10 protein-coding genes are annotated in these 24623 nt (G+C 65.2%); 7 read left to right on the top strand and 3 right to left on the bottom strand.

Going from position 1 to position 24623, the window contains the following annotated elements:
* The 6 genes from QZ281_RS08490 to QZ281_RS08515 all read left to right on the top strand — a co-directional run.
* Window positions 1–1517 (top strand): putative porin (locus tag QZ281_RS08490; protein WP_292227143.1); only part of this gene is annotated, 1517 nt, incomplete at its 5' end.
* Between the two features lie 10 nt (window positions 1518–1527).
* Window positions 1528–2061, top strand: coding sequence for a hypothetical protein (locus QZ281_RS08495; protein WP_292227146.1), 534 nt, complete (start codon window positions 1528–1530; stop codon window positions 2059–2061).
* A 112-nt stretch (window positions 2062–2173) separates the two neighbouring features.
* Window positions 2174–15460, top strand: coding sequence for a filamentous haemagglutinin family protein (locus QZ281_RS08500; RefSeq protein ID WP_292227149.1), 13287 nt, complete (start codon window positions 2174–2176; stop codon window positions 15458–15460).
* Window positions 15461–15524: 64 nt separating this feature from the next.
* Window positions 15525–16349, top strand: coding sequence for a SapC family protein (locus QZ281_RS08505; RefSeq protein ID WP_292227152.1), 825 nt, complete (start codon window positions 15525–15527; stop codon window positions 16347–16349).
* 2 nt (window positions 16350–16351) lie between these two features.
* Window positions 16352–17011 carry an OmpH family outer membrane protein gene (locus QZ281_RS08510; RefSeq protein ID WP_292227155.1) on the top strand — a complete coding sequence of 220 codons (660 nt, stop codon included), beginning with the start codon at window positions 16352–16354 and terminating at the stop codon, window positions 17009–17011.
* Window positions 17008–17460: a hypothetical protein gene (locus QZ281_RS08515; RefSeq protein WP_292227157.1), complete on the top strand. Its 453-nt coding sequence runs from the start codon at window positions 17008–17010 to the stop codon at window positions 17458–17460. The genes QZ281_RS08510 and QZ281_RS08515 overlap by 4 nt, the downstream gene beginning before the upstream one ends.
* A gap of 47 nt (window positions 17461–17507) precedes the next feature.
* Here QZ281_RS08515 and QZ281_RS08520 read toward each other — a convergent pair whose 3' ends face one another.
* Entirely contained in the window at window positions 17508–19742 is a 2235-nt protein-coding gene (locus tag QZ281_RS08520) for an alpha-galactosidase (RefSeq protein ID WP_292227159.1), read from the bottom strand.
* Between the two features lie 240 nt (window positions 19743–19982).
* On the opposite strand from QZ281_RS08520, the gene QZ281_RS08525 reads away from it, so the two are divergent.
* Window positions 19983–22712 (top strand): TonB-dependent receptor, encoded by a 2730-nt coding sequence (locus QZ281_RS08525; protein ID WP_292227162.1) that lies wholly within the window; start codon window positions 19983–19985, stop codon window positions 22710–22712.
* A gap of 115 nt (window positions 22713–22827) precedes the next feature.
* Here the strand turns inward: QZ281_RS08525 and QZ281_RS08530 are convergent, their stop codons facing one another.
* The gene (locus QZ281_RS08530; protein WP_292227163.1) at window positions 22828–23559 is read right to left on the bottom strand and encodes a FadR/GntR family transcriptional regulator; all 732 of its coding nucleotides are present in this window, start codon (window positions 23557–23559) and stop codon (window positions 22828–22830) included.
* Window positions 23560–23625: 66 nt separating this feature from the next.
* Window positions 23626–24623 (bottom strand): 2-dehydro-3-deoxygalactonokinase (locus tag QZ281_RS08535; protein WP_292227166.1); only part of this gene is annotated, 998 nt, incomplete at its 5' end.

A 24623-nucleotide genomic window follows, 5' to 3' on the forward strand; every position in this document is an offset into this window, starting at 1 on the left:
CCACCCGCCCCGCACCCCTGCCGCCCGTCCCCGCAGGCGGCGTCGCCAACGGCGTCCAGACCATCCCCTATGTGCCGCTGGTCGTCCGCGAGCAGTTGAAGGCGGAGCTTCGCGCCGAGCTGGGAACCCAAGCTCAGGCCCAGGGCTGGTCGGCGCCGGGTCAGACGCCGGAATGGACGCAACGCATCACCCTGACCGGCGATGTCCGCGTGCGGGCAGAGGGCCTGTTCATGGACAAGGCCAATAGCGACATCTTTGAGGACTTCGGCGCCATCAACGCGGGCGGCGGCCAAAACATCAACGACAAGACGCCGGGCTATATCGCCCCGCCTTACCTCAACGCCCTGGAAGACCGTCAACGCGCCCGCATCCGCGCGCGCCTGGGCGTCAATGTCCGCATTGACGACTGGATCTCGGCCGAGGTGCGTATTGCGACGGGCAACGACAGCTCGCCCGTCTCGACCAACCAGACCCTGGGCGGCAATGGCGAGTTCGGCAAATACGCCCTGTGGCTGGACCGCGCGGCCATCCACATGACGCCCGTCGAGAATGTGGACCTGAGCTTTGGCCGGTTCGCCAATCCGTTCTGGACCTCGGACCTGCTGTTTGACGACGACCTGAACTTTGACGGCGTCGCGGTTTCGGCCAGCCACGGGTTCGGCGAGAACCTGAACCTGTTCGGCACGGTCGGCGCCTTCCCGATCTTCAACACCAGCCTGAACTACGGCACGCGCAATGCGGCGGTGGGCCAGGGCCGGTCGTTCAAGAGCCAGGACAAATATATGGGCGCCGTCCAGTTCGGCGTCGATTACCGCCCGATGGACCGGGTGCAGGTCAAGGCGGCGGCGGGCTACTTCTACTTCGACGGCGTCGAAGGCGAGGTCTCCAGCCCCTGCTACTGGTACGAACAGACCTGCGACACCGACGCATCGCGTCCGGCCTTCCAGCAGTTCGGCAACACCCTGTTCCCGATCCGCAGCGTGATCGCCGACCCGAACAATCCGACCAGCAGCCCGGAAGTGCAGTATTTCGGTCTGGCTTCGGCCTATGAGGTGCTGAACCTGCGCGCCCAGATCGACTATGCGCTGGATCAACGCACCACGGTTCGTTTCGAGGGCGACTACGTCAAGAACCTGGGCCTGGATCGGGCGCTGGTGGCGGCGCGCGCGGTCAACAACCTGGGTCCGATGGTCAACGCCACGACCTTCGGTCCGTGGGACGGCGGCGACACTGGCTGGTCTGCGCGTCTGAGCGTCGGACAACTGGACATCGCCCAGCGCGGCGACTGGAACATGACGGTCGGCTATCGCTATCTGGAATCCGACGCGGTTCTGGACGCCTTGGCCGAGAGCGATTTCCACATCGGCGGCACCAACAACCGCGGTTGGATGATCGGCGGAAACTATGGTCTGGGACGCAACACCTCGGCCGGGTTCCGCTGGATATCGGCTGAGGAAATCGCCGATGCGCCCTTCTCGGTTGATCGTCTGATGATCGACCTGGCGACCCGGTTCTAAGAGACCGGCCGTGGCGATGATGTTCCTGACCAGAACGGCGGCGGCCCTGTATCCCCACAGGGCTGATCGTCCCATCGCCGCGACCCAGACGGCGCACGGCGTTTCCGGTTCCCGCCGGTTCCTGCGACCCGTTTCGTCGTCTTTCCCGTCCGGTATGCGATGTGCCGGACGGGAGCTCATTCGCGTCGTGCTGATCGGTGCAGCCTTGGCGGCGCCGGTTGGCGCCTCGGCGCAGTCGGCCAGGGTTGAGGCGCGTCCGCCTGCTCCGGCGCCGACATCTGGCAACGGCGGCCCCTGCGTCCAGGTGGATGTCGGGGGCTATCGCGCGGGTCATCTGGACTGTGTCGCCCAACGCCTGCAGGCCGCCGCGCGGCAAAGTCAGGCGCAGGCGCGCGTCGGGATCGATGTTCCCGCCGCAGGCTCTCCCGATGTTCAGGTCGGCGTCGCCAGCCAGTCGGGTGTGAACCTGCGGTTGGGGCCGAACCTTGGCGTCTCGGCGCAGGCCTGGCGTCCCGACCGTCCCGCGACGCCGCCACGCCGATGAGCGCCCCGACTTTCATTTCGATTTTTAACGCCCGCCGCCTGGCGCCTGGCGTCCTTCTCAATCCTGCCCGCGCCGCCGTGATCCTGGCTGTTGCGCACCTGGAGTTCGTCCGATGATGTTCCAAGCTCACTCGCTGCGTAATCGTCTGCTGATCGGTGTGTCGCTCGGCTCCATGCTGTTGACGGGCGTCGCCGAGGCTCAGAACAGCCGCATCAGCGGCGGTCGCAGCGCAGGTGCAGACCCGGCCGCCGCCGCCGCGCGCGCCGCCCAGACCGAAGCCCTGCGACAGGGCGACGCCAACGCCGCCACGCGTCGGGCGCTGGAGAACTTCACCCGCGCCGCCGCAACCCGTCAGGCCATGACGGATGCCCAGCCGGCGGCCCGCGCCGCCGCCTTCGCCGCCCAGAGCAATGTGCCCAATGGCCTGGGTCACGGCGGGCTTCAGGTCGCCGAAGGCGTCACGCTGGATCCCAGTTTGTGGGTCGGCGCGAACGGCCCGAAACAGACGGTTGGCGCCGATGGCCGCACCCTGGTCACTGTCGACCAGACCCGCGACAAGGCGATCCTGACGTGGGACAGCTTCAACGTCGGGCGTGAGACCGATCTGGTCTTTGCACAGGACGCCTCCAACTGGGTCGTGCTGAACCGGGTGACGGATGTGTCGGCGGATCCGACCCGCATCCTGGGCAACATCAAGGCCAACGGATCGGTCTTCATCATCAACCGCAACGGCGTGATCTTTGGCGGTTCGTCGCAGGTCAATGTCCGCAATCTGGTCGCCTCGACGGCCGACATTTCGAACATCCAGTTCATGGAGCGGGGCATCCACTCCAACGTGGTGATCCCGCCGGAGTTCTGGCTGCCGCCGATCACCATGCCTGCCTTCACCGATGCGGGCGGCGCTGTGACGGTCGAGGCGGGCGCCCGCATCCAGACCGCCGCCCCCGCCACGGTGGTCGAGGGCGGCGGCTATGTCATGCTGATGGGCAAGACGGTCGAAAACCGCGGAACCATCGTCACGGACCGCGGCCAGACCATCCTGTCGGCAGGCGATAATTTCCTGGTGCGCGCTGGCTACGGCACCCTGGCCAACCAGGCCTCGACGACGCGCGGCCAGGAAATCGTCATCACTCTGGATGCGGGCAGCACCAGCGGACGCGTGGTCAACACAGGGGTGATCGAGGCGCGTGAAGGCGACATCACCCTGGCCGGCCACACGGTCGTTCAGGGCGGCGTGGCGGTGGCCACCACATCGGTGAACACGCGCGGCACGATCCATCTTTTGACCGATCTGTCGGATGCCACCAGCAGCGTCACCCTGACCGGAAACAGCCTGACGCTGATCCTGCCGGAACTCGACAGCAAGACCACGGCGACCAACGCCCAGCGCGACGCCCTGATCGCGGAATCGCTGAACGCCACGGGTCGCCCGTCGCTGTTGAACAACCAGGGCATCGGCCGCCTCGGCTATCTGCAGCCTGACCGCAAGGACATGTCGCGGGTCGAGATCACCACGGGCGGCGAGGCCATCTTCCAGGGTGGATCGCAGACCATCGCCCAGGGCGGTCAGATCGCCGTCGTGGCGATGAAGCGCACGACCATCGACAGCGGCGCGCTGCTGGACGTCTCGGGCGTTCAGGACGTCATGATGGACATGGCGTCCAACAATCTGAAGATAAACGTCCGCCCCTTCGACATGCGTGATTCCGCGCTGAACCGTGAAGGTGACGGCATCCGCAGCACAGATGTCTGGATCGACGTGCGCGATCTGGTTCTGATGCCCAGCGGCACGGGCGGCCATGTCGGTGACCGCTATTATACGCCGGGCGGCCTGCTGGAAGTCGGCGGGCATCTGGGCAACACGGCGCACGGCATCGGCGAGTGGACCTCTGTCGGCGGGACCATCAACATCAACTCCGCCGAGATCGTCATCAAGGATGGCGCTGTCCTCGACATCTCGGGCGGATCGATGCGCTATGCGGGCGGCTATATGCAGTCCACCCGCATGATGGGGTCGGACGGCCGGATGTACGACATCGGCCAGGCGCCTGCGGGCGTGAAGATGCTGTCCATCGGCGACGCCTTCGTGCGCAGCCATGAGCGCTGGGGCGAAGCCTATACGAAGGTCTATGGCCGTCCGCTGTTCAGCGGCGGACGCAGCGCGCGCTGGGAGGATGGCTACACCGTCGGGCGTGACGCGGGCGTGATCACCCTGTCGGCGCCGACCGTGCTGATGCAGGGTCAGATCATGGCCGACGTGATCATTGGCGAACGTCAGGTCAACGCTCGTCCGCAGACCTCTCCGGCGCTGAATGAGAACGGCATCGCCAACGGGATGCCCAATCGTCTGGATGGCTATGGCCTGCCCCAGAACGTCTCGCCTCTGGCGGGGGGACTCTATATCGGCGCGGGCCTGGCGCAGAACTACTCGCCCGCAGCCCAGACCGTCACGCCGTTTAACAACAACGTGGTCATAGGTGATGCAACGACCGTAGCGGGCGGCGTCAAGCAGAACCAGGTTCTGATCTCTGCGGATACGATCAACGACGCGGGCCTCGGCGCCTTGCGGATCGTCAGCGGCAAGATCGCCGTTGAGAACGATGTGACCTTGGCCAATGGCGGGCAACTGGCCTTCACCGCGACCGAGATCGCGGTCAACGCTGACCTGACCGCCCGCAGCGGCTCTATCTCACTGGCGGCGGTTCAACCCTGTTCGGCGGGCTGTGCGACGGTGACGGACCTCAGCATCGGCGACGGCGTGCGGCTGGATACGCGCGGCCTGTGGGTCAATCTGGCGACAGGCGGCGACCGGGCCGACATGGCGCACCTGGATGGCGGCGCCATCATGCTGGACAGCCGACAGGGCGATCTGCGCCTGGGCAAGGGCAGCCTCATCGACGCCTCGGCAGGCGGCGCGATCCGCGAGGACGGGTCGTTCGTCAGCGCCAATGGCGGCGATGTGGGGTTGGGCGTCGGTTTCCTGAACCGCGAGAACGCCAATGAAATGGTTCTGAACGGGGAAATCCGTTCCTATGGTTCGGGCGACGGCAAGGGCGGGCGGCTGACGCTGTCGGCGGCTGGTCGTCCGATCACCATCGGCGAAACCGTTCTGGGCGGTGGTGATGTGCTGAAGGCTGGCGACACTCTGCCGCTGGACCTGCAGCTGACACAGGATCTGATCCTGCCCGCCGGATGGGAGCTGCCGTTTGACTACAGCTACACCGTGGACCGTATTGCGCCGGGCGGAACCTTTGAGACAGACACGCTTGTCGAAGCGTACGATTTTGTCATGGGGGGCGACTGGACGGTGCCGCCTGGCATGGTGGCCTATGACCCGGATTATGCGATCGAATATTCGGAAGGGATGGTCATCCCGGCTGGCTCTCCGATCGGCGTGCTGTGGGGCGAGTTTACGGCGGGTTATGAGCTGCCTGCAGACGCCTTCCCCAATGGCCTGGCCATTCCGGCCCAGTCCTTCAGCTACACCAAGGGCACGGTTCTCGAGACCGATCTGAAACTGCCCAAGGGACGGATGCTTGAAGCCGGGCTGACGCTTCCGGTGGATGCGCATGTGGCCAAGCCCCTGCATCTGGGCACGGACTTCTTCCAGGCAGGCTTCTCCAACTATGATATCCGTTCGGGCGGTGACCTGCAGGTGCGCGGCGTCATCGACGTGACCGCGCCTGTGCGCCGCTACAACGCCGCCAGCGCCAACATCGCCAGCGGCGCCGCGCCAGAAGACGCGATGGAGTTGTGGCTGCCCGAGATGTTCCGCGAGGACGCCGTCAAGGGCCGCTTCATTCAGCGTCAGGGCGCTGGCCTGACGCTGACAGCCAATGGCGTCGGCCCCCGCAATCGGGTCGGTCCCTATGGCGACGTGATCGGAGATCCGCAGAATCTGGGCAATGTCACCGTCGCTGCAGGCAGTGTGATCCGCGTCGATGATGGGCAGTCGGTCAACCTGAACGCCGCCCAGAGCATCCTGATGGAAGGGCGGATCGAGGCGCATGGCGGTTCAGTCAGCCTGACGGCAGGCCCCAAGGAAAACACGAACCGCGATTACGCGGGCAACATCATCCACTACGACGCCAAGCGCGCGGTCTGGCTGGGTGAGAACAGCGTCATCGATGTTTCGGGCCGGGCGCGCACCGCCGTTGATGCATTCGGCCTGCGATACGCCAGCCTGTCCAAGGGCGGGTCGATCAGCGTGGGCGGCGAAACGGCCGCCTATGTGGTCGTGCGTCCCGGCGCGGTGCTGGACGCCTCGGGCGCCGCAGCCGAAATCGACTATCTTTCGACCATCCTGCCTGAGACCCGCAACAGCCTGAAACTGGCGACGGACGGCGGCTCGATCGCCTTCCGTTCGCAGTACGGCATCTTCCTGGACGGCGAGATGCGCGCCAAGGCAGGCGGTGCAGGCGCCTCGGGCGGCCTGTTGTCTGTGACGCTCACCACGCCCTATCTGCCGGCCCTCGGTTCGCCGACGCGCGACATGCCGGACTTCATGCGCCAGTTGCGCAGCATCTATCTGGATGAGACGCACGAGGGCAGCCTTCGTGCTGACATCCGCTTCGGCGACTGCATCACCGGCTGCTGGGCGCCGGGCCAGACCACCGTTGAGGCGGAGCTCAGCAACGCTGGCGTCCGCAACTTCGTCGGCCAGGCGCGTCTGGGCGTGGACCAGATCAAGAAGGGCGGCTTCGACAGCCTGACGCTGGCGACGGATGATGTGATCCTGCTGAACGGCGCGATTGACCTGAACCTGTCGCGCAACCTGACCCTGACGGGCAGCATCGCCAATCTGCAGCCGGATACGGATGCGCGCCTGAGCGCCGCCTATGTGAAGCTGGCGGGCGCCGGTCGTATGCTGGGCAATGATCTGGTTCAGCACCAGCTGGGGGCGATAGCCCTGTTCAAACGGCCCGATATCGGCCGTGGCGAGCTGACGATCACCGGGGGTCTGATTGACATAGGCTCCGCCCAATTTGGGGTGAACGGCAGCATCGGCCTTAGCGGCGGGCGCCTGCGCGACTACGACTATCTGGCGCCGAAACAGGTCAATCTTGTCAGCGGCGGCGACATCCGCATGACCGGCGGCGATCTGAATGCGTTGAGCAATATCTCCCTGACCGCAGCCCAGATCTATCCGCTGACCAATGTGCTGGCGGGCATTTACGCCGGCAAGTACGCCTATCGTATTCCGGGGTCGCCCACACCGTGGAACACCCTGATGACGGGCAGCACGGTCAGCTTCCACAAGCTGGACGGCGTGGCGCCCTCTGCGCCCCTGTCCATCTATGGTTCGCTGACCGTCGGCGCCGACATCATCAACCAGGGCGGCGTTCTGCGCGCGCCGCTGGGTTCGATCCAGTTGGGTGTCGGCGGCTATTCCTTCGTTCCAGGGCCTGAAGCCCTGCAGCCTGGCCAGACAAGCTGGAACCAGGTGGCGATCACCACCTCCGAGATCAATCTGCTGAACGGCAGCCTGACCTCGGTCAGCGCCCGTGATCTGGTCATCCCCTTCGGCGGCACGACCGATGGCCTGACGTGGCTTCTGAACGGGGTTGAAAAGACGACGACCAATCTGTTGCAGGGCGTCGCCGTAGTGGGATCGCTGCGCGCGGACGAAGGTTCGGTGCTGGACCTGTCGGGCGGCGGCACGCCCGCTGGCGGCGCCTTCATCAACGGTCGCGGCGGTTCAGTCGACATCCTGACCACGGCCCTGGCCAATGTCAGTCCTGCCTTCCAGGGGCTGAGCCAGTCCGACAACAAGGTCTATGCCATCGTTCCCGACTACAAGGGTTCGGCGGCGCCGACGGCTCTTGCCGGTCATGCCCAGCCGGGCGTGGGCCAGCAGATCGTCATTCCTGAAGGCGTGCCGGGTCTGCCCGCCGGAACCTATATGCTGCTGCCGGCCGAGTTCGCCTTGATGGACGGCGCCTTCCGCGTCGAACTGGGGTCGAGCCTGCGTCCGGGCGCGGGGGGGCTGAACACCCTGGCCGATGGATCGGTGCATCTGGGCGTCACGACCACCTACGCCAATACGACGGCGCAGAGCGCGCTGCAGGTCGAGGCCATCCTGACCTCGTCCAAGACGGTGCGCACCTATTCCCAGTATAACGAAACCAGCTTTGGCGACTTCCTGATGGCGGCGCCGACCAAGGCGCAGTTCGACAATCCGCTGCCGCTGCTGCCTCAGGACGGCAAGGTCTTCACCCTGGCCCTGACGCCGCCGCGCGGCGACAGTGATCGCCCGGCCTTCTCGTTCAAGGGCAAGGGCCTGTTTGAGGCGGCCAAGGGCGGCATCGGCGGTTCGCTGGCGGTGGTCGGCGGCAACCCCTACGGCATGCAGAATCTGACGCTGGAAATCCTGGGGGCAGGCGGTGTCGCCACGCCGGGCGCGCTGTCGCTATATGCGGCGGACCTGAACGCTGTGGGCGCCAAGGTCATGACCATCGGCGGGCTGGTCCAGCGCGCGATGGGCGTCAACGTCAACGACCTCCTCATCACGGCGGGCGGTGGTCTGCCCAACGGTGTTTCGTTCGGCAGCGGTTTCGGCGGCGTCACAGTGCGTGAGGGTGCGGAATTGATCGCGCCCCAGGTCCTGCTGATCTCGAGCGGCAACGGCGATATTCTGGTCGAAGACGGCGCGCGGATCAGCACTCTGGGCCAGGGGGATCCGGCCTTCTCATCGGCGATGGGCTACACACTGCGGGCCGACAACATCAACCTGCTGTCGGTGTCGAACGGCCTGCTGGAATACACGTCGAGCGCCGGTGCTTCTGGCTCTGGATCGGTCACGGTCGAGGACGGCGCCTCCATCTACACCGACGGCACGCTGAGCTTCGTCAGCCCCGGCGTCGTGCGTCTGGGCGAGAACGTCAACTATGGCGCGCGCTACCTCGGCTTCTCGACCGGATCGGTCAATCTGGGCACGACGCAGGCCCTGGCCGATGCCGCAGCCCAAGGCATCCTGCCGGGCGGCATCGCGCTGAACCAGACGGTGCTGGATCGCCTGATGCGCGGCGACCCCGCCAGCGGCGCACCGCGTCTGGAGCGGCTGATGCTCAGCGCCAACCAGTCGATCAACTTCTACGGTTCGATCAGTCTGGACACGCGCGACCCGGCAACCGGCAAGTCCAGCCTGCAACTGGTGTTGAATACGCCCGCCCTCTATGGCCACGGCACGGCGGACGATGTCGCGCGCATCACCACCGGAACCCTGGTCTGGAACGGCCTGCTCGGCAATCAGGGCACGTCCGTCAATTCGATCCCGACAACGGCTCTTCCGGGAGCGACCATCGCCAACGGCCCAGGAACGGGACTGGGGATGCTGGACCTGATCGCCGAGCGGATCGTGCTGGGCTATCAGGACGGCGTGGCGATCAGCAGCAACCTGCCGCTGAACCGTCTGGCGCTGGGCTTCGGCTCGGTGAACCTGACGGCGTCCGACCGGATCGAAGCCAACCATTATGGCGATCTGGCCGTCTATCAGTCCCAGGCCGTCTATGGTCAGGCGGGGCAGGGCGGGGTGCTGAACCTGAATACGCCGCTGCTGACCGGACAGGCTGGTTCACGCCTGCGCTACAAGGCGGGGGATGCGATCAATGTCCGTCGCGGCGAAGGCCAGACGGCGTCGACCGGCAAGGTTGAGGCGGCGCTGGGGGCGGAAATCCGTCTGACGGCCGGTTCGGTCCTGGCTGACACCACCATCGCCCTGCCCAGCGGCAAGCTGGTGATGACGGCGACGACCGGCGACATCCGCCTGCAGGACGGGGCGCGCCTCGATCTGGCGGGCCGCGACACCAAATTCTTCGATGAGACCCGCTACAGCTGGGGCGGCGATGTGGAGCTGGAAAGCACCCAGGGTTCGGTCCAGCAGGCCGGCGGTTCGACCATCGACATCAGCGCCGACTATAATCACGCAGGTGTTCTGAAGGTCACGGCCCTGCAGGGTGCGGTGAACCTGAACGGTTCGATCAATGGCCGCGCCCGTAATGGCGACAAGCCTGCCGACCCCGCCATGCGCAACGGCTCCATCGATGTGCGTGCAGGGACCCTGACTGATTTCGCCGGCCTGAACCGTCGCTTGACCGAGAGCGGCGTGACGGAAGCGCGCAGCTTTGTCATCAAGACCGGCGACCTGACCATCGGCGACGAGGTTCAGGCCCGTCACGTCTCCATCTCTGCGGATGGAGGCAATCTGACGGTGACCGGCACGATCAACGCCAGCGGCTATCGTCCTGGCTCGATCCGTCTGGCTGCACGTGACGACCTGACCCTGGCTTCGACGGCGGTTCTGGACGCCAGCGGCAAGACGCTGGTGGTGGACAGCTATGGCGCGCCGATCGACGCCTCCAACCGCGCCACGATCGAGCTGACCTCGGCAGGCGGCCAACTGACGCTGGCTTCCGGGTCCACGCTGGACCTGTCGGCCCCGGATGGCGTGAAGCGCGGCCAGGTCGAGTTGAACGCCCGTCGTCTGGGCGGCGCTGATGTCGCCATCGACGCGCGCGGTCCGCTGACGATCAAGGGCGCCAGCAGCCTGTCGGTGAATGGCTTCCGCTCCTACCAGCCTTCGGGCGGCGTTATCGATCAGGCCCTGATGGATGGCGTCCACGCTGACAGCACCGCCTTCATCAACGCCGCCATCGGCAATGCCGCTTTGCTGGGCCGAATGGCCGGACTGACGGCCTATGCTGACGCCTTCCATCTGCGTCCGGGCGTCGAACTGCGCAGTGCGGCGGGTGAAAGCCTGCGGGTGTCCGGCGACCTGAACATGGCCGGCTATCGTTATGCCAGCCTGAACGCCGCGACGCCGCTGACCCAGGTCTATGGCTCGGGAGAGGCGGGCGTCCTGCTGATCCGCGCGGCGGACAAGCTGGATATCTATGGCAGCATCACGGACGGGTTCGCCGAACCGGCGCGTACGCCCGACGATAACGGCTGGGTCCTCTATCCCGGCACTCAGGGCGTCAACACCGAATGGATCGCCGATCACCAGCTGTCGGCGCCGCTTAAACTGGCCGCGGGTGCGCAACTCCCGCTGGGCGCAAGCCTGACGTTCGATGCTCCGGTTCAGGGCTTCAATGTCAACCGCAACACCGTCATCGGCGCACCGACGCAACTGGCCCAGACCTACACCCTGACCCTGGACTGGGTGGCGACGTCCGCGATCCGTCTGCCGGACGGCAGCATCATCGCCAAGGGTGCGATCATGACGGCGGGCACGGTTCTGCCTGCGGACTCAATGCTGGATGCAGGCGCCGTCTTGCCGATGAATGTGGCGCTGAAGGCGACGACCTGGCCCAAGGGCACGCCGCTGCCGGGGCGCATGACCCTGTCCGCCGCGACCCAGCTGCAGATCGGCGATGTGCTGCCGCATGACAGCACGGTCCAGATCGACGGCCCGTTCGGCTTGATCAGCCAGCCGCTGGTCCTGACGTCTGCGTTCACCTTGGTCGGTGATCCCAGCCTGGCCACCGCGAGCACCATTCCGGGCGGCGCAAACTCTACCGCGGTGCTGCCTTTCGAGGTGACCATTCGCTCAGGCACGGCCCTGCGTCGCGACAGCGGGGTCATTCCCTTCGGCTTTGAATCCAACTCAAGCATGTCGGCCCCCACAGGCGGCTGGGTCCCGCAAGCGCCCATCTGGGCCAGCAAGGCCGCCTTCCTTGCGGGCGCAGCGCCAATCTGGACCCCCGGCCAAACCGTGACGACCAGCCTGGCGGCGGGCGTCTGGTTCGGCGCAGGCACGGTCTTGCCGCGTCAAAGTGCGGGCACGGCGGGCAATCTGTCGATCCGCGCGACGGTGGTTCCGGCAGGCACGCCGTTCAACCTGTTCAACACGCCCAACGTCTATCTGAACGCCAATGTGGTCGCGCCGGCCGGGTCGCTCATTCCCGCCGGGGCCAATCTGCAGCCTGTAGGCGGCATCATGCAGAACACCCGGCCGATCCAGGCGGATGGGACGCAGGGCCGAATCTGGGCCGTGGCGCCGATGCTGGAACGGGGCTCGCAATCCTGGTCCATGCGACTGGTCGCGGGCGCTGATCTCGCTTCGGCGGACGGTCGCACCCTGCGCGCCGCCAGCGAACTGGCTCAGGCCGGGCAGACGGGCAATCTGACCCTGTCGGATCGTCACTACTTCAATCCTCAGGCTGTGTTGGCGCCGGGTCTGATTGATCCGCAGATTGCTGCGCTGAAACGGATGCAGAACTTCAGCGTCATCCGCACCGGCACGGGATCGCTGGATCTGCTGGCGGGCGGCTCCTACGAGCAACTGTCCCTGTACGGCGTCTATACGGCGGGTACGCCGTCGGAAGACATCGGCGGTCTGACGCTGGATGGCTACAACGTCTTCAACCAGCCGCGCGCCGTCCTGGCCGGGTCAGGAAATCTGGCCAATCCGTGGATCGGCGAGGGCTTCGACAACTATGCCGCCTCCATTCAGGACTATCGCGCCTGGTACCCGGAGAACGGCGGCGACGTGCTGCTGTCGGTGCAGAACCGCATGATCGGCTATTCCACCGGTCGTTCGTCCGCCAACCACCGCGTCGGCAGCGGATCCGTCGGCAACTGGCTGTGGCGTCAGGGCGGCTATGGCTTCAGCGAAGGCCGCACGCCGCAGATGGGCGAAGACATGCCCACGGCCTGGTGGATCAACTTCGGCGGCTATGTCCCGAACAACGCCGCCAGCGCCATGACCGCATTGAACTTCAATGCGCCGATGCTGGAAGGCTTCATGGGCATCGGCGCGCTGGGCGGCGGTAATCTGACCGTTCGCTCCGGCGGGGATGCCGGTGTCGTGGCCGACTGGTCGACGGATGGCGTCAGCTACCCGGACTCCAACCGTGCGGCCATCGCCAGCACGGGTCTGAACTTCGCCGTGGGCGGCACTGGGCGTGTGACGTCGGTCACGCGCACCTCGGGCGTCGTCACCGACGGGCGTCTGGTCCAGACGGGCGGCGGCGACATCACCATCCTGATCGGCGGTCGCCTGAACGACGGCGCCGGGCTGTTGGGCGCTGATCTCGGCGGCTCGATCGTCAGCCTGCGCGGCGACATGAACGTGCTGGCCGGCGGCATCGGCCACATGACCTATGCCGAGACCGTCGACTTCATTGACCCGCGCAAGCGGGATCTGACCAGCAATGTGATGCGCAGAACCACGGGCGGCGTGACGGTGGTCATCGGCGACGGCGATGTCCGTCTGGATACGCGCGGTGATCTGGTTCTGGCCGGCGTAGGCGACCCTGGCTCGACACAGATGTCGGCCGCCGGTGTCTCGCTGGGCTATCTCGACGCCTCAGGCGTCTATGTTCGCCCCGAAGGCTTCGTCATGAACACCAGCTTCTCGCTGTGGCGCGAAGACACCAGCGTCAACCTGTTCAGCGCGGGCGGAAGTATCACGCCTCTGACCCTGTCGAACGGCAATGGCGCGGCGCGCGATGGTCGTTACTGGTATCCGCCGATCCTGAATGTCACCTCGGCCAGCGGCGACATCTTCTGGGATGGCGAGCGTTGCGACGACTACTCCTGTAATCTGCGGCCGCTTGAACTGGCGCCATCGCCTCTGGGGCAGGTTCAGTTCCTGGCCAAGGGCGGCATTTCCGCTGGCGGCTACAGGACCGCTGACGGGCAAGCCGCCTATGCCGCCGGCCTGCCGATCGCCATATCGGGCATGTCCAATGCGTTGGACCTGTTGCCCAATCCGTTCCGCCCGACGTGGATCACCCAGTTCATCGCCAGTCGTGACTGGAGCCCCAATGCGCCCTTGCCCTTTGCCGGCAACAACATAACCGACCAGATCGGGTCGCTACTCAGCTTCCAGACGGACACCGCCACGGGGACACTGTTGAAGGGCAGCAAGCCGCCTGCGCTGTTCTATGCCGCAGGTGGGGACGTCAATAATCTGAACTTCGGCTTCATCACCTATGATGTGCAGAACACCTATTACGTGAACTCGGGCGCGGCCAAGATCCGGGCCGGGCGCGACATCGTCAATCTGGGCACAGGCCCGGCCCTTGGCTGCGGGCTCTATGGCGCCATCGATTGCCGCAGCATCCTCAGCATCCCGGGCGCCTTCAGCGCGGGTGGTCTGGTGGTTCACAATGATCCGTCCGACATCACCCTGGTCTCGGCGGGCCGTGACATCATCTATGGCAACATGACCGTCGCCGGACCGGGCAATCTGGTCGTGGAGGCAGGCCGCAACATCTATCAGTCGGACAAGGGGCGCTTCACCTCCGTTGGTCCGCTGTTCAACCTGTCGCCGTCGACCCGTAATGGCGGCGCGGGCATCAGCGTCATGACGGGTGTCGGCGCAGGCGGTCCTCAATACGACGCCTTCAACGCCCTCTATCTCGATCCGGCGAACAAGGCCGAGGTCGGTCGTCCCCTGGCCGATCAACCGGGCAAGGTGGCCAAGACCTATGAGGTCGAACTGGTCAAATGGCTGTCGGATCGTTTCGGCTACAAGGCCGCCGACAGCGCCGACGCCCTGACCTATTTCGGCAAGCTGGATGAGGGGCAGCGCGCGGTCTTCGCCCGACTGGTCTATTTCGACGAACTGAAGGCCGGTGGTCGCGAATACAACAACACCGACAGCAGCCGCTTCGGCTCCTATCTGCGCGGGCGTAACGCCATTGCGGTCCTGTTCCCCGACAAGGACGCGCAAGGTCACGACGTCTCCTATGCCGGCGACCTGACCATGGTTGGCGGTTCGGCGATCCGCACCCTGTTCGGCGGCAATATCGAAGTTCTGGTTGCCGGTGGTCAGGCCATCGTCGGCGTCGGCGGTACGATTCCGCCATCGACGGCGGGCATCCTGTCCATGGGCTCGGGCGATATCGACATCTATGCCCTGGGGTCGGTGCTGCTTGGCCAGAGCCGGGTCTTCACCACCTTCGGCGGAGACCTGTTCATGTGGTCGGCGACGGGCGACATCAACGCCGGTCGCGGCTCGACCTCGACCGCCGTCTATCAGCCCCCGCGCCGGGTCTATGACACCCTGGGCAATGTCACTCTGTCGCCGCCGACCCAGAATACTGGCGCAGGCATCGCCACCCTGGCGCCCATTCCGGAAATCCCGGCGGGCGACATCGACCTGATCGCCCCTCTGGGCACGATCGATGCGGGCGAGGCGGGCATCCGCGTTTCGGGCGACGTCAATCTGGCGGCGCTGCAGGTGCTGAATGCGGCCAATATCGAGGTGAAGGGCAGCGCGGTCGGCATTCCGGTGGTGGCTGCGGTCAACACCAGCGCCCTGACGGCGGCGTCCAACGCCACCAGCACCGTCGCCGCCGAGGCCAGCCGTCTGGCCGAACGCGCCCGCCCGATCACCCGTGACATGCCCGCGATCATCACCAGCCGCTTCCTCGGCTTCGGCGAAGGCTGATCGTTCGTAACGAAGGGCGCGTGTTCGAAATGCGCGCTCTTCTCGATTTTTCTGGAGTAACCCGATGACCACCCCGACCCCGGAGGCCTCTGGTCTTCCGCTGTTCTACCGTGATCCCCAGCCGCTTTCGTCGGCGGCCCATTCGGAATGGCGTCTGCGCGATGGTGACGTCAGTTTCGCCGCCGACACCGCCTATGCGCCCATCGTCGTCGGCGAACTGGCGGCGGCCAGTGCGGCCTATCCCGTGCTGTTCTCGGGCGACACGGCCCAGCCCATCGTCGTTCTGGGGATGCAGCAATCCAATCTGTTCGTGACGGACGGGCGCTGGGATCCCGCCGCCTATGTCCCGGCCTATGTGCGGCGTTATCCGTTCGGCTTTATCGCCACGGTCAATCCTGAGGGCTTTGCTCTGGCCATCGACGCCGGGTCTGACCGCGTGGCGAAGGCGGGCGAGGAGGGGGCGCTCCTGTTCGAGGATGGCCAGCCCACCGAATTGACCCGTCAGGCCCTGTCCTTCTGCGACGCCTTCCAGGGCGAGGCGGCGGCGACGCAGGCCTTTGGTCAGGCGTTGAAAGCGCAGAACCTGCTGATCGACCGCCGCGCTGACGCCACGCTTAAGGATGGCCGCAAGCTGGGTCTGGACGGGTTCCAGATCGTAGATGTCGAGCGTTTCAACGCCTTGCCGGACGATGTGGTGATCGACTGGCACCGCAAGGGCTGGCTGGCGCTGGTGCATTTCCATCTCGCCTCGCTGGACCGGTTCCGCAATCTGCTGGATCGCATGAACGGGACCGGCGCCGAGGTCATCGCCGTGTCACCCGAAGATGCTTCTGCTCCCTCCGCACGGCCTCAGGCCGCTGCGACCAAAACCAAGTCCGCGAAAGCCTGACCATGATTTCCCGTCTTCTTCTGTCCGCTGCGGTCATCGTCGCGATGCCCGCCGTCGCCTCGGCCCAGACCATCGGCGGCGCTCGTCAGGCCGCCGCGCCTGCGCCCGCGCAAAGCCAGCCTCTGGGTGGGCCGGTCATCCCTGGCGTCTGCCTGCTGTCGCGCGAAGCGGTCTTCGCCAACGCCGCCGTTGGCCGGGTCGCAACCGCCCGTCTGGCCGAGCTGACGCAGGCCGCTCAGGCCGAGATCGACGCCGAACGCGCGCCCATCGAAGCCGCCGCACGCGCCCTTGAAGGCCAGGCCGAAACCGACCAACTCCGCGCCCAGGCTCAGACCCTGTCCCAGCAATGGCAGGCGCTTCAGCAGAAGGCCGCCCATAACGGCCAGGAGATCGAAGCCACCCGCATGGCGGTGATGGAGCGTATCGCCAACGAAGCTCAGCCGGTCATCGCCCAGGTCTATGCCCAGCATCAGTGCGGACTGCTGTTCGACCGCGCCTCGGCCCTCGGCGGCAACTTCGCCAATGATCTGACCTCAGACGTCGTGGCGGCCCTGGACGCCCGGATATCCACGATCAGCTTTGACCGCGAACGTCTGTCCGCTGCGCCCGCCGCAACAGCCGCCCCGGCCGCCACGCCCCAAGCCCCGGCGCGCCGTCGATGAAACTCTCCGCGTCCATCGGCAAACATCTGCTGGCCATTACGGCGGCGCTGGGGTCTGTCTTCGCCATGGACGCGGCCTCCGCCCAGACGGCGTCGCCCGACATGTCGTCGATGACGCCTCCTGCCGAATGGCTGGCCTATGCTGAAACGGCCACCACCGCCCTGACCGCATGGCTGGAGGCCGACACTGAAGCCGCCTCGCGCATGCGGCTGCGCCTCGGTGCGGGGCGTGCCTTACAGGACGCGGCCACCCACTTGATGGAAGTTCGGATATGGATCGCACCCGACGGTCGTGTTTCACGCATCGAAGGGCCTTTGCACGAGGACGCTCAAGCCGAAGCCGATATGGAGGAAATCGCCGCATCTGCTTCTCTAAATGCGCCGCCTTCGAATATGCCTCAACCCTTGCGGATTGGCGTGCAGCTTGAAGCGTCTGCTGCGAATGAGTGAAGGCCTTCGTGCCGACGAGGGGCGTCTGCACGAAGGCGGTTGCGAAGTCAGACCTTGTCCAGCACGAATCCTGCGGCCTGGAAGTCGCCGCGGAGCGGGGTGTCCACGCCGTGTTCCATCCAGTAGGCGCCGCTGGCGCGGGCGGGGTTGATGGCGGTGGCGTCGGCGGCGGCTTGTGGGCCGGCGTAGGCGCGCAGGGCGTAGGTGGCTCTGGGGTCCAGACCGCGCAGTTGGATCAGCGGTTGCGGATCCAGCTTGGTCGATGAATGGACGAAGGCGAACAGGGCGGCCTGAGACTTGTCCGGCGACACCGACAGGGTGACCGAGCGGTTTGAGCCCTTCTGCGGCGAGATCAGGCGATAGAGATCACCGCGCTGAACCGTGCGCCGGATCGTCTTGTATTCGGCGATCAGGCGTTTGGCGGTGGCGAAGTCGTCGTCCTGCCAGTGGTTGAGGTTGGCCCCGACGCCCAGCCCGCCCTGCATCGATGACAGGAAGCGGTACTCCAGCGAAGTCGTGCGCTGGTTCACCCAGTTCGGCGAATCCGTCACCCAGGCCATCATGACGCTGGGCGCATAGGCGTGGCTGAATCCGTCCTGCATCGTCAGGCGGTCATAGGGGTCGGTGTTGTCCGAGGGCCAGGCCTGATCGGTCATGGTCAGGATGCCCAGATCGACGCGGCCGCCGCCGCCTGCACAGGTCTCGATCTCCAGCTTGGGATGACGACGGCGCAGTTCGGTGATGATCCAGTAAAGGTTCTGGGTGAAGGCGACATAGACCTGTTGCTGGTCTTCGACCGCGCGCTGGTCCCAGCCGGGCTCGGACCAGTTGCGGTTATGGTCCCACTTCAGGAAGGCGATGTCGTTCTGGCTGACCAGATCGTCCAGCACCTTCAGCAGATGGTCGCGCACGTCGCGGCGGGCCAGATTGAGCACCATCTGGTTGCGGCCCTCGGTGCGCGGGCGGCCCGCCATGCTGAGGACCCAGTCGGGATGGGCGCGATAGAGGTCGCTGTCGGCATTGACCATTTCCGGTTCGACCCACAGGCCGAAGTCCATGCCAAGGCCTTTGACGCGGTCGATCAGCGGCTTCAGGCCATTGGGGAATTTGGTGCGGTTGACGGTCCAGTCGCCCAGACCCGCGCGGTCGTTGTTGCGGGCGCCGAACCAGCCGTCATCCATGACGAAACGTTCGACACCGATGGTGGCGGCCTTTTCGGCCAGGGCGACCTGACCCGGTTCGTCGACGTGGAATTCGGTGGCTTCCCACGAGTTGTAGAGGACGGGACGCAAGGGCGCATTCTCGCCGCCCGGCAGGATGGCGCGGCGCTGGAAACGGTGCATCAGGCGTGAGGCGCCGCCCATGCCGTGGCCGGAATAACCGGCGTAGAAGATCGGACTTTCCAGCGTGTCGCCCGGCATCAGGCGGTAGGCGAAGTCGAAGGGATTATAGCCGCCGACGATGCGGACAACGCCCAGCGGATCCTGGTCCAGGGTGATGCGCCACGAGCCGCTCCAGGCCAGGGCGCCGAACCAGACGGGGCCGGTTTCTTCGCCAGACACGCTCTTGCGGTCGATGGCGAACCACGGATTGTTCTGGTGGCCTGTATCGCCCCTGCGGCTTTCGAGCACGGTTGATCCAGCGGTCAGTGGGCGCGACTGCAGCGTCCATTCCGCTGCCCAGCGGCCGGTCAGATAATGGAGCTGATAATCTTCCTCGATCGGCAGGTTCAGGGCGGCGGCGGCCAGTTGGTCGATGCGGATCGGCTTGCGCGTGCGGTTCTCGACGACGGCTGAGCGGCCCAGGATGCCGGTCTCGGCGTCCATGACGTAGCGCAACTCGACATAGACGGCCTGGTTGATGTCTTTCAGGCGGACGGTGACGCCCTGGTCGGTGATGCGGTGGGATTCATAGCGCAGCACCAGATCGCGCGCGCCGTCGGTGAAGGCGACCTTCAGGGCGGGCTCGACGAACATGCCGCCGCCGAAGGCGGGGAATTCCTGTGGGGTGACCGAGGTCGACAGGTCGACCGATGAATGATCTCGTACGCTGATCGGCGTACCAGGGGTGTCGCCATCCGCCAGACGTCCGCCCCAGTACAGGGCTTGGACCTGACCCTGATTATTGACGCCGAAGGCGTAGGTGGTTTCGCCGCCGTCGAGGCGGAACACCTTGGTGCTGGAATCGTAGCGGGCGAAAGCGCCGGCCTGGGTGGCCCAGCCCGCCGAAGCGCCCAGCATGGAGAGGCAGACCAGCCTCCGGTTCATAGGTAGAGCAGTCATGAGGCGTTCCTCCCAGGATTCTTATTTATCTGATAAATCAGCCGCGGCTTAGGCTTGTCAACCGTGAGCGCATGTCTGGTTCCCGCGTGGCCATAATGTCGCAGGGAGCGTGGTGAGGCAGAAAAAATGGCCTGCTCGAAATTTTAGTTCCGATTTATCATATTTATGAGATATTGGGTTTCATCGACGCTCGGAAAGGGCGCGATACAGCACTCCAAATGCATGTCTCTGGGGAGAGAAATGAAAGATAGTCATCGTCGCGGCGGCGCTTTCCTGCTGCATGGCGCAAGCGCCCTAGCCCTTTTCGTCGCGGCCCCCGCGCTCGCTCAAACGGCGCCGTCTGGCGCTGCGGCCCAGCCCTCCACCGTGGACGAAATCGTCGTCACCGGCACCCGCGCCAGCCTTGCGCGCGCTCTGGATGTGAAGCGCAACACGGTCGGCGTGGTCGACTCGATCGCCGCTGAAGACATCGGCAAATTCCCTGATCAGAACGTGGCGGAATCCCTGCAGCGGATCACCGGCGTGTCCATCGACCGCAGCGGCGGCGAAGGCAAGTTCATCACGGTTCGCGGTTTCGGGCCTGAGTTCAACACCGTCCTGCTGAACAACCGTCTGCTGGCCACTGAGAACGCGGGCCGTGAGTTCAGCTTCGACATTCTGGCTTCTGAGCTGATCAGCGGCGCCGAGGTCTATAAGTCGTCGGACGCGGTGCAGCAGGAAGGTGGCATCGGCTCGACCGTCATCGTTCGCACGGCGCGCCCTCTGGATCGTCCCGGCTACCACTTTGCGGGAAGCGCGGCCGGCAAGACCGACAGCACGGCGGATCGCACCACGCCGACCTTCTCAATGGTCGCCAGCGGCAGCAATGAGGCCCGTGACTTCGGCGCCCTGTTCAGCCTGGCCTATGATGAGCGTGACTCGCGCGCGACCAACATCAATACGGGCGGCTGGATCGCGGGCCAGAACCTGGACTTCAATGGCGACAAGACGATCGATCTCGCCAATGTCGCCCTGCCACGCACGCTGAACTATACGGTCGAGAACAGCCACCGCGAGCGTATCGGCGGCACCCTGGCTCTGGACTGGGTGGTCAATGACAAGCTGAAGCTGACGGCGGACGCGCTCTACACCCAATTGCGCGTGAACTCGCGCTCGAACCAGCTCGGCTATTACACCGATCCAGGCGATATCATTTCCGCGACCGCGAACGAAAACGGCTCGGTCACGCATTTCGTGCGCTCGGCCAGCGGCGGTCTGGCGACCGACCAGATCGTGTTCGACTCGCCGCGTGACGCCAAGACCTATCAACTGGCCCTGCATGCTCGCTATACGCCGGACGACCGTTCGGTCCTGGATGTCGACCTGTCGCATTCGCAGGCGACCGATCAGAACAAGTCGGTCTTCTACGTCATCGGTTCGCGCAACACCGGCTTTAACCCGACGTTCGACCTGAACGCGGGCGGCCTGCCGACCATGACGAATGTGCTTTCGCCGACAGATCCGTCGCGTCTGGTCCTGCACTGCTGCTCCGAGCGGGGCGGTGAGGTGACGGATGCGGTCACCCAACTGAACCTGGACTATCGTCGTGATTTCGAAGGCGTGCTCCAGACCGTCAAGGTTGGCGGCCTGGCGACCTATCGTAAGAAGGACATCACCTCGCTGCTGACGCCTGATCCGCTGGGTTGTTTCTACTGCGGCTATTACGCTTCCATGCCAGCAGACATCACCAGCGTCTTCCACGCGGGTAATATTCTGGGCAGCGGTGACATGAGCTGGCTGGACTATGATCTGGCCAAGCTGGTTGCCTATTACGGCAGCGACGCCGCGATCAGTCAGCGTGGGAATCCGGCCGCAGAGGCCGCATTCCGCGCCGTCTATAGCGCCAACAACAATAGCCTGTCCCCTCAGTATGATGCGCAGGGGTCGGGTTCTGTGGCTGAAACCTCGGGCGCCATCTACGCTCAAGCCGAATTCGGCGGTTATCACAATGATCACCGGTGGTCAGCGATTGCTGGTCTTCGGTACGTCTATACGGACCTGACAGCGGACGGTAACTCACGTCAACTTCTGTCGCTGACGCCGGTTCAGGGTGATCCAACATCAGCTACGCCGGTATATTCTCCAGCCGTGCCGGTGTCTGAAAACACGACTTACGGCTATCTGCTGCCTTCGATCTCGGCCCGCTACAACATCACCGACGATATCGTGCTGCGGGGTGCTGCATCACGGACCCTGACCCGTCCGACCCTGACCAACCTGCGGGTGGCGAAGTCGTTCGATATTCGTCCGCCGCAATCCAGTTCTGTCAGCAGTGGGAACCCCTACCTGAAGCCCTATCTGGCCTGGAATGCAGACGTGGGTCTGGACTGGTTTATTGGCCGGGCCTCCTACGCCAGTATCGCAGCCTTCTATAAGGACGTGTCCAACTTCGTCTCTCTAGTTACGACCGAGACCGAGTTGTTCGGCTACAAGTTCATGGATACGCGTCCGGCCAATGCGCAATCGGCCGAGGTCTATGGCTTCGAAGCAGCGGTTCAGTACACCTTCGATCAACTGCCCGCGCCGTTCGATGGTCTGGGCGTGTCGGCCAACTACACCAAGGTCGAAAGCAGCATCGGCTTCGATCCGTCGCTGAGCAGCCAGACGTTCAACGTCGAAGGTCTGTCGGACACGGCCAACCTGGTCGGCTTCTATGAAAAGGGCCCGATCCAGTTCCGCGTCGCCTACAACTGGCGCGACAAGTTCCTGCGGCGCACCTTCGGCGCCAACGGCCAGCCTGAAAACGTCAACGCCTATGGTCAGTACGACCTGAGCGGCAGCTACAAGGTCACGGAAAATATCTCGGTCTTCGCCGAGGCCATCAACCTGACCAACAAGCATAACCGCAGCTACTCGATCTACGAGGAGCGCCTGATCCAGCTGGAGGATACGGGCCGCCGCGTGACCGTGGGCGTGCGCGCCACCTTCTAACGCTCCAAGTCCCCCCTTCTTGAGCGCACTTTGGCCGGACGAGCGATCGTCCGGCCTTTCTTTTTTGAGTATGGTGATGGGGTTGCGACGACGGGTGCGTCGTCTGCGGATAGGCCTATTCGGCCGACAGAGCCGTTGCTTCCTGGATCAGCACCAGAACATCATTGATCAGGCCGTGCATGGTCGTGGCGGCCAATTCGGCGTCGCGCGCGACGATGGCGTCGAGGACGGCCTTGTGCGCGGGCAGGCTGGCGTTGGAGCCACGATAGCGGTTGGTGAACTGGATCGAGGTCTGAAGCGCCGTCGCCACCACTTCGCGGAACTGGGCGTAGAAGGGGTTGCCGGACGCCTCCAGAATGGAGACGTGGAAGGCGATGTCGGCCCATAGGGCGTTGTCGTCGCCGCGTTCCGCCGCCTCCATCCGGGCGAAGGCGCGCCGGATCAGTTCGTGGCCTTCTTCGCTGCCCGCCTGTGCGGCCAGACGCGCAGCGCCGGGCTCGATATTGACGCGCAGTTCGGTGAACTGGCGCAGCAGGGACAGAGAGAATTTCCGCTCCAGCAGCCAGCGCAGCACATCGGTGTCGAACAGGTTCCACGCCTCCTGCGGCGTGATGATGGTGCCCTGGCGCGGGCGGGCGCTGAGCAGGCCCTTGGCCGTCAGCATCTTGACCGCCTCGCGCGTGACCGAACGGCTGACGCCGTGCTGTTTGGCCAGTTCGGCCTCGATCGGGAAGGGGCGGTCGTTGAACGCGCCCGTGACAATCATCTTACCAAGCGAGTCCAGCAGGCCGTAAGTCAGGTTACGACCCAGGGATGTGCGGATTTCCTGGGGGTCAGGGGCGTTCATGCGTCACTGCTGGCAAATATGGCGGAGGTTCGCAACTGATTGTTGTTCGGCCAGATGTTGGTTGGGTTAACCGACAAGACGGCGCAGCCCGGCCAATGAGGCGGCGTCGCCATCCATCTGGGCCGCATCATGGTTCAGTTGCCGCAAGGCGGCGGCATAGCGTCCGGTCAGGGCGGCTGCGCCGATCAGTGTGATCGGCAAGTTCCCGAAGGCGGCCAGGGCCTCGGCGGCTTCGGCGCCGATGATGAGGCCGGACAGATAGGCCTCTGCGCGTGCAGTGCTCCAGTTCGAGCGCAGACGATGGCTGCGCACGGAAAACAGGGCGCTGGCCAGATCGCCCTTTGCACCCCGCGTCAGGCCGTCAGCGAACCCCGCGCGGGCTTCGTCTTCGGTGATGTCGGCGGGCGTAGGCTGGGCGCCCATCAGCAGGGTCGAGCGGTCTTTCAGCAGAGCGAAAAGCTCGCCGGTCAGGAAGGTCTGGAAGGCGATGATACGACCATCTACGACCTGCGCCCACTTGCCGTGGGTGCCGGGCAAAACCAGCAACTGTCCGCCCTGCGCCAGCTCAGGCGAAAGACGGAGCGCGCCGAAGATCTGCGTCTCTTCACCCCGCATCACATCGGGGGCGCCGTCCGGCGTCGATCCGGCCACGCCGGGGGCGATGCGGATGTCATAGTCTTCCAGCGGCGCCTGCACCGCCCCATGCGCCCAATCCTCGACACCGGCGGGGCAGGGGGCGTAGGGGGCTTCGACCAGACCGTTCACTGAGCCCGCCATGCCGCACAGACGGACGCGCGTGACGCCGTGCATCTGCCGCCAGGGCTTCAGGGCGCGGCTCAGGGTTTCGGCGGGCGTGGTTTCGCGGTCGCCGATTCCGGCGCCCTCCGCGTGGTCCACAAAACGGCCTTCGGCGTCGAACAGGTTCAGGCGCAGCCGCGTGGTGCCCCAGTCGCCCAGAACGGTCAGATTATTTGTCGCCATGATCAGGCGCCGCCGCGCCAACCGGCGACGAAAGCGTCGGCAGCCGCGCGCACTTCGGCGACCGTGCGGCCGGGCTTGAACAG

The sequence above is a fragment of the Brevundimonas sp. genome, assembly GCF_018608325.1.
Classification (GTDB): domain Bacteria; phylum Pseudomonadota; class Alphaproteobacteria; order Caulobacterales; family Caulobacteraceae; genus Brevundimonas.

Coding starts and splice junctions, on each gene's coding strand:
- QZ281_RS08525 (WP_292227162.1), top strand. CDS start 19,983: ATGAAAGATAGTCATCGTCGCGGCGGCGCTTTCCTGCTGCATGGCGCA.
- QZ281_RS08520 (WP_292227159.1), bottom strand. CDS start 19,742: ATGACTGCTCTACCTATGAACCGGAGGCTGGTCTGCCTCTCCATGCTG.
- QZ281_RS08505 (WP_292227152.1), top strand. CDS start 15,525: ATGACCACCCCGACCCCGGAGGCCTCTGGTCTTCCGCTGTTCTACCGT.
- QZ281_RS08510 (WP_292227155.1), top strand. CDS start 16,352: ATGATTTCCCGTCTTCTTCTGTCCGCTGCGGTCATCGTCGCGATGCCC.
- QZ281_RS08530 (WP_292227163.1), bottom strand. CDS start 23,559: ATGAACGCCCCTGACCCCCAGGAAATCCGCACATCCCTGGGTCGTAAC.
- QZ281_RS08515 (WP_292227157.1), top strand. CDS start 17,008: ATGAAACTCTCCGCGTCCATCGGCAAACATCTGCTGGCCATTACGGCG.
- QZ281_RS08500 (WP_292227149.1), top strand. CDS start 2,174: ATGATGTTCCAAGCTCACTCGCTGCGTAATCGTCTGCTGATCGGTGTG.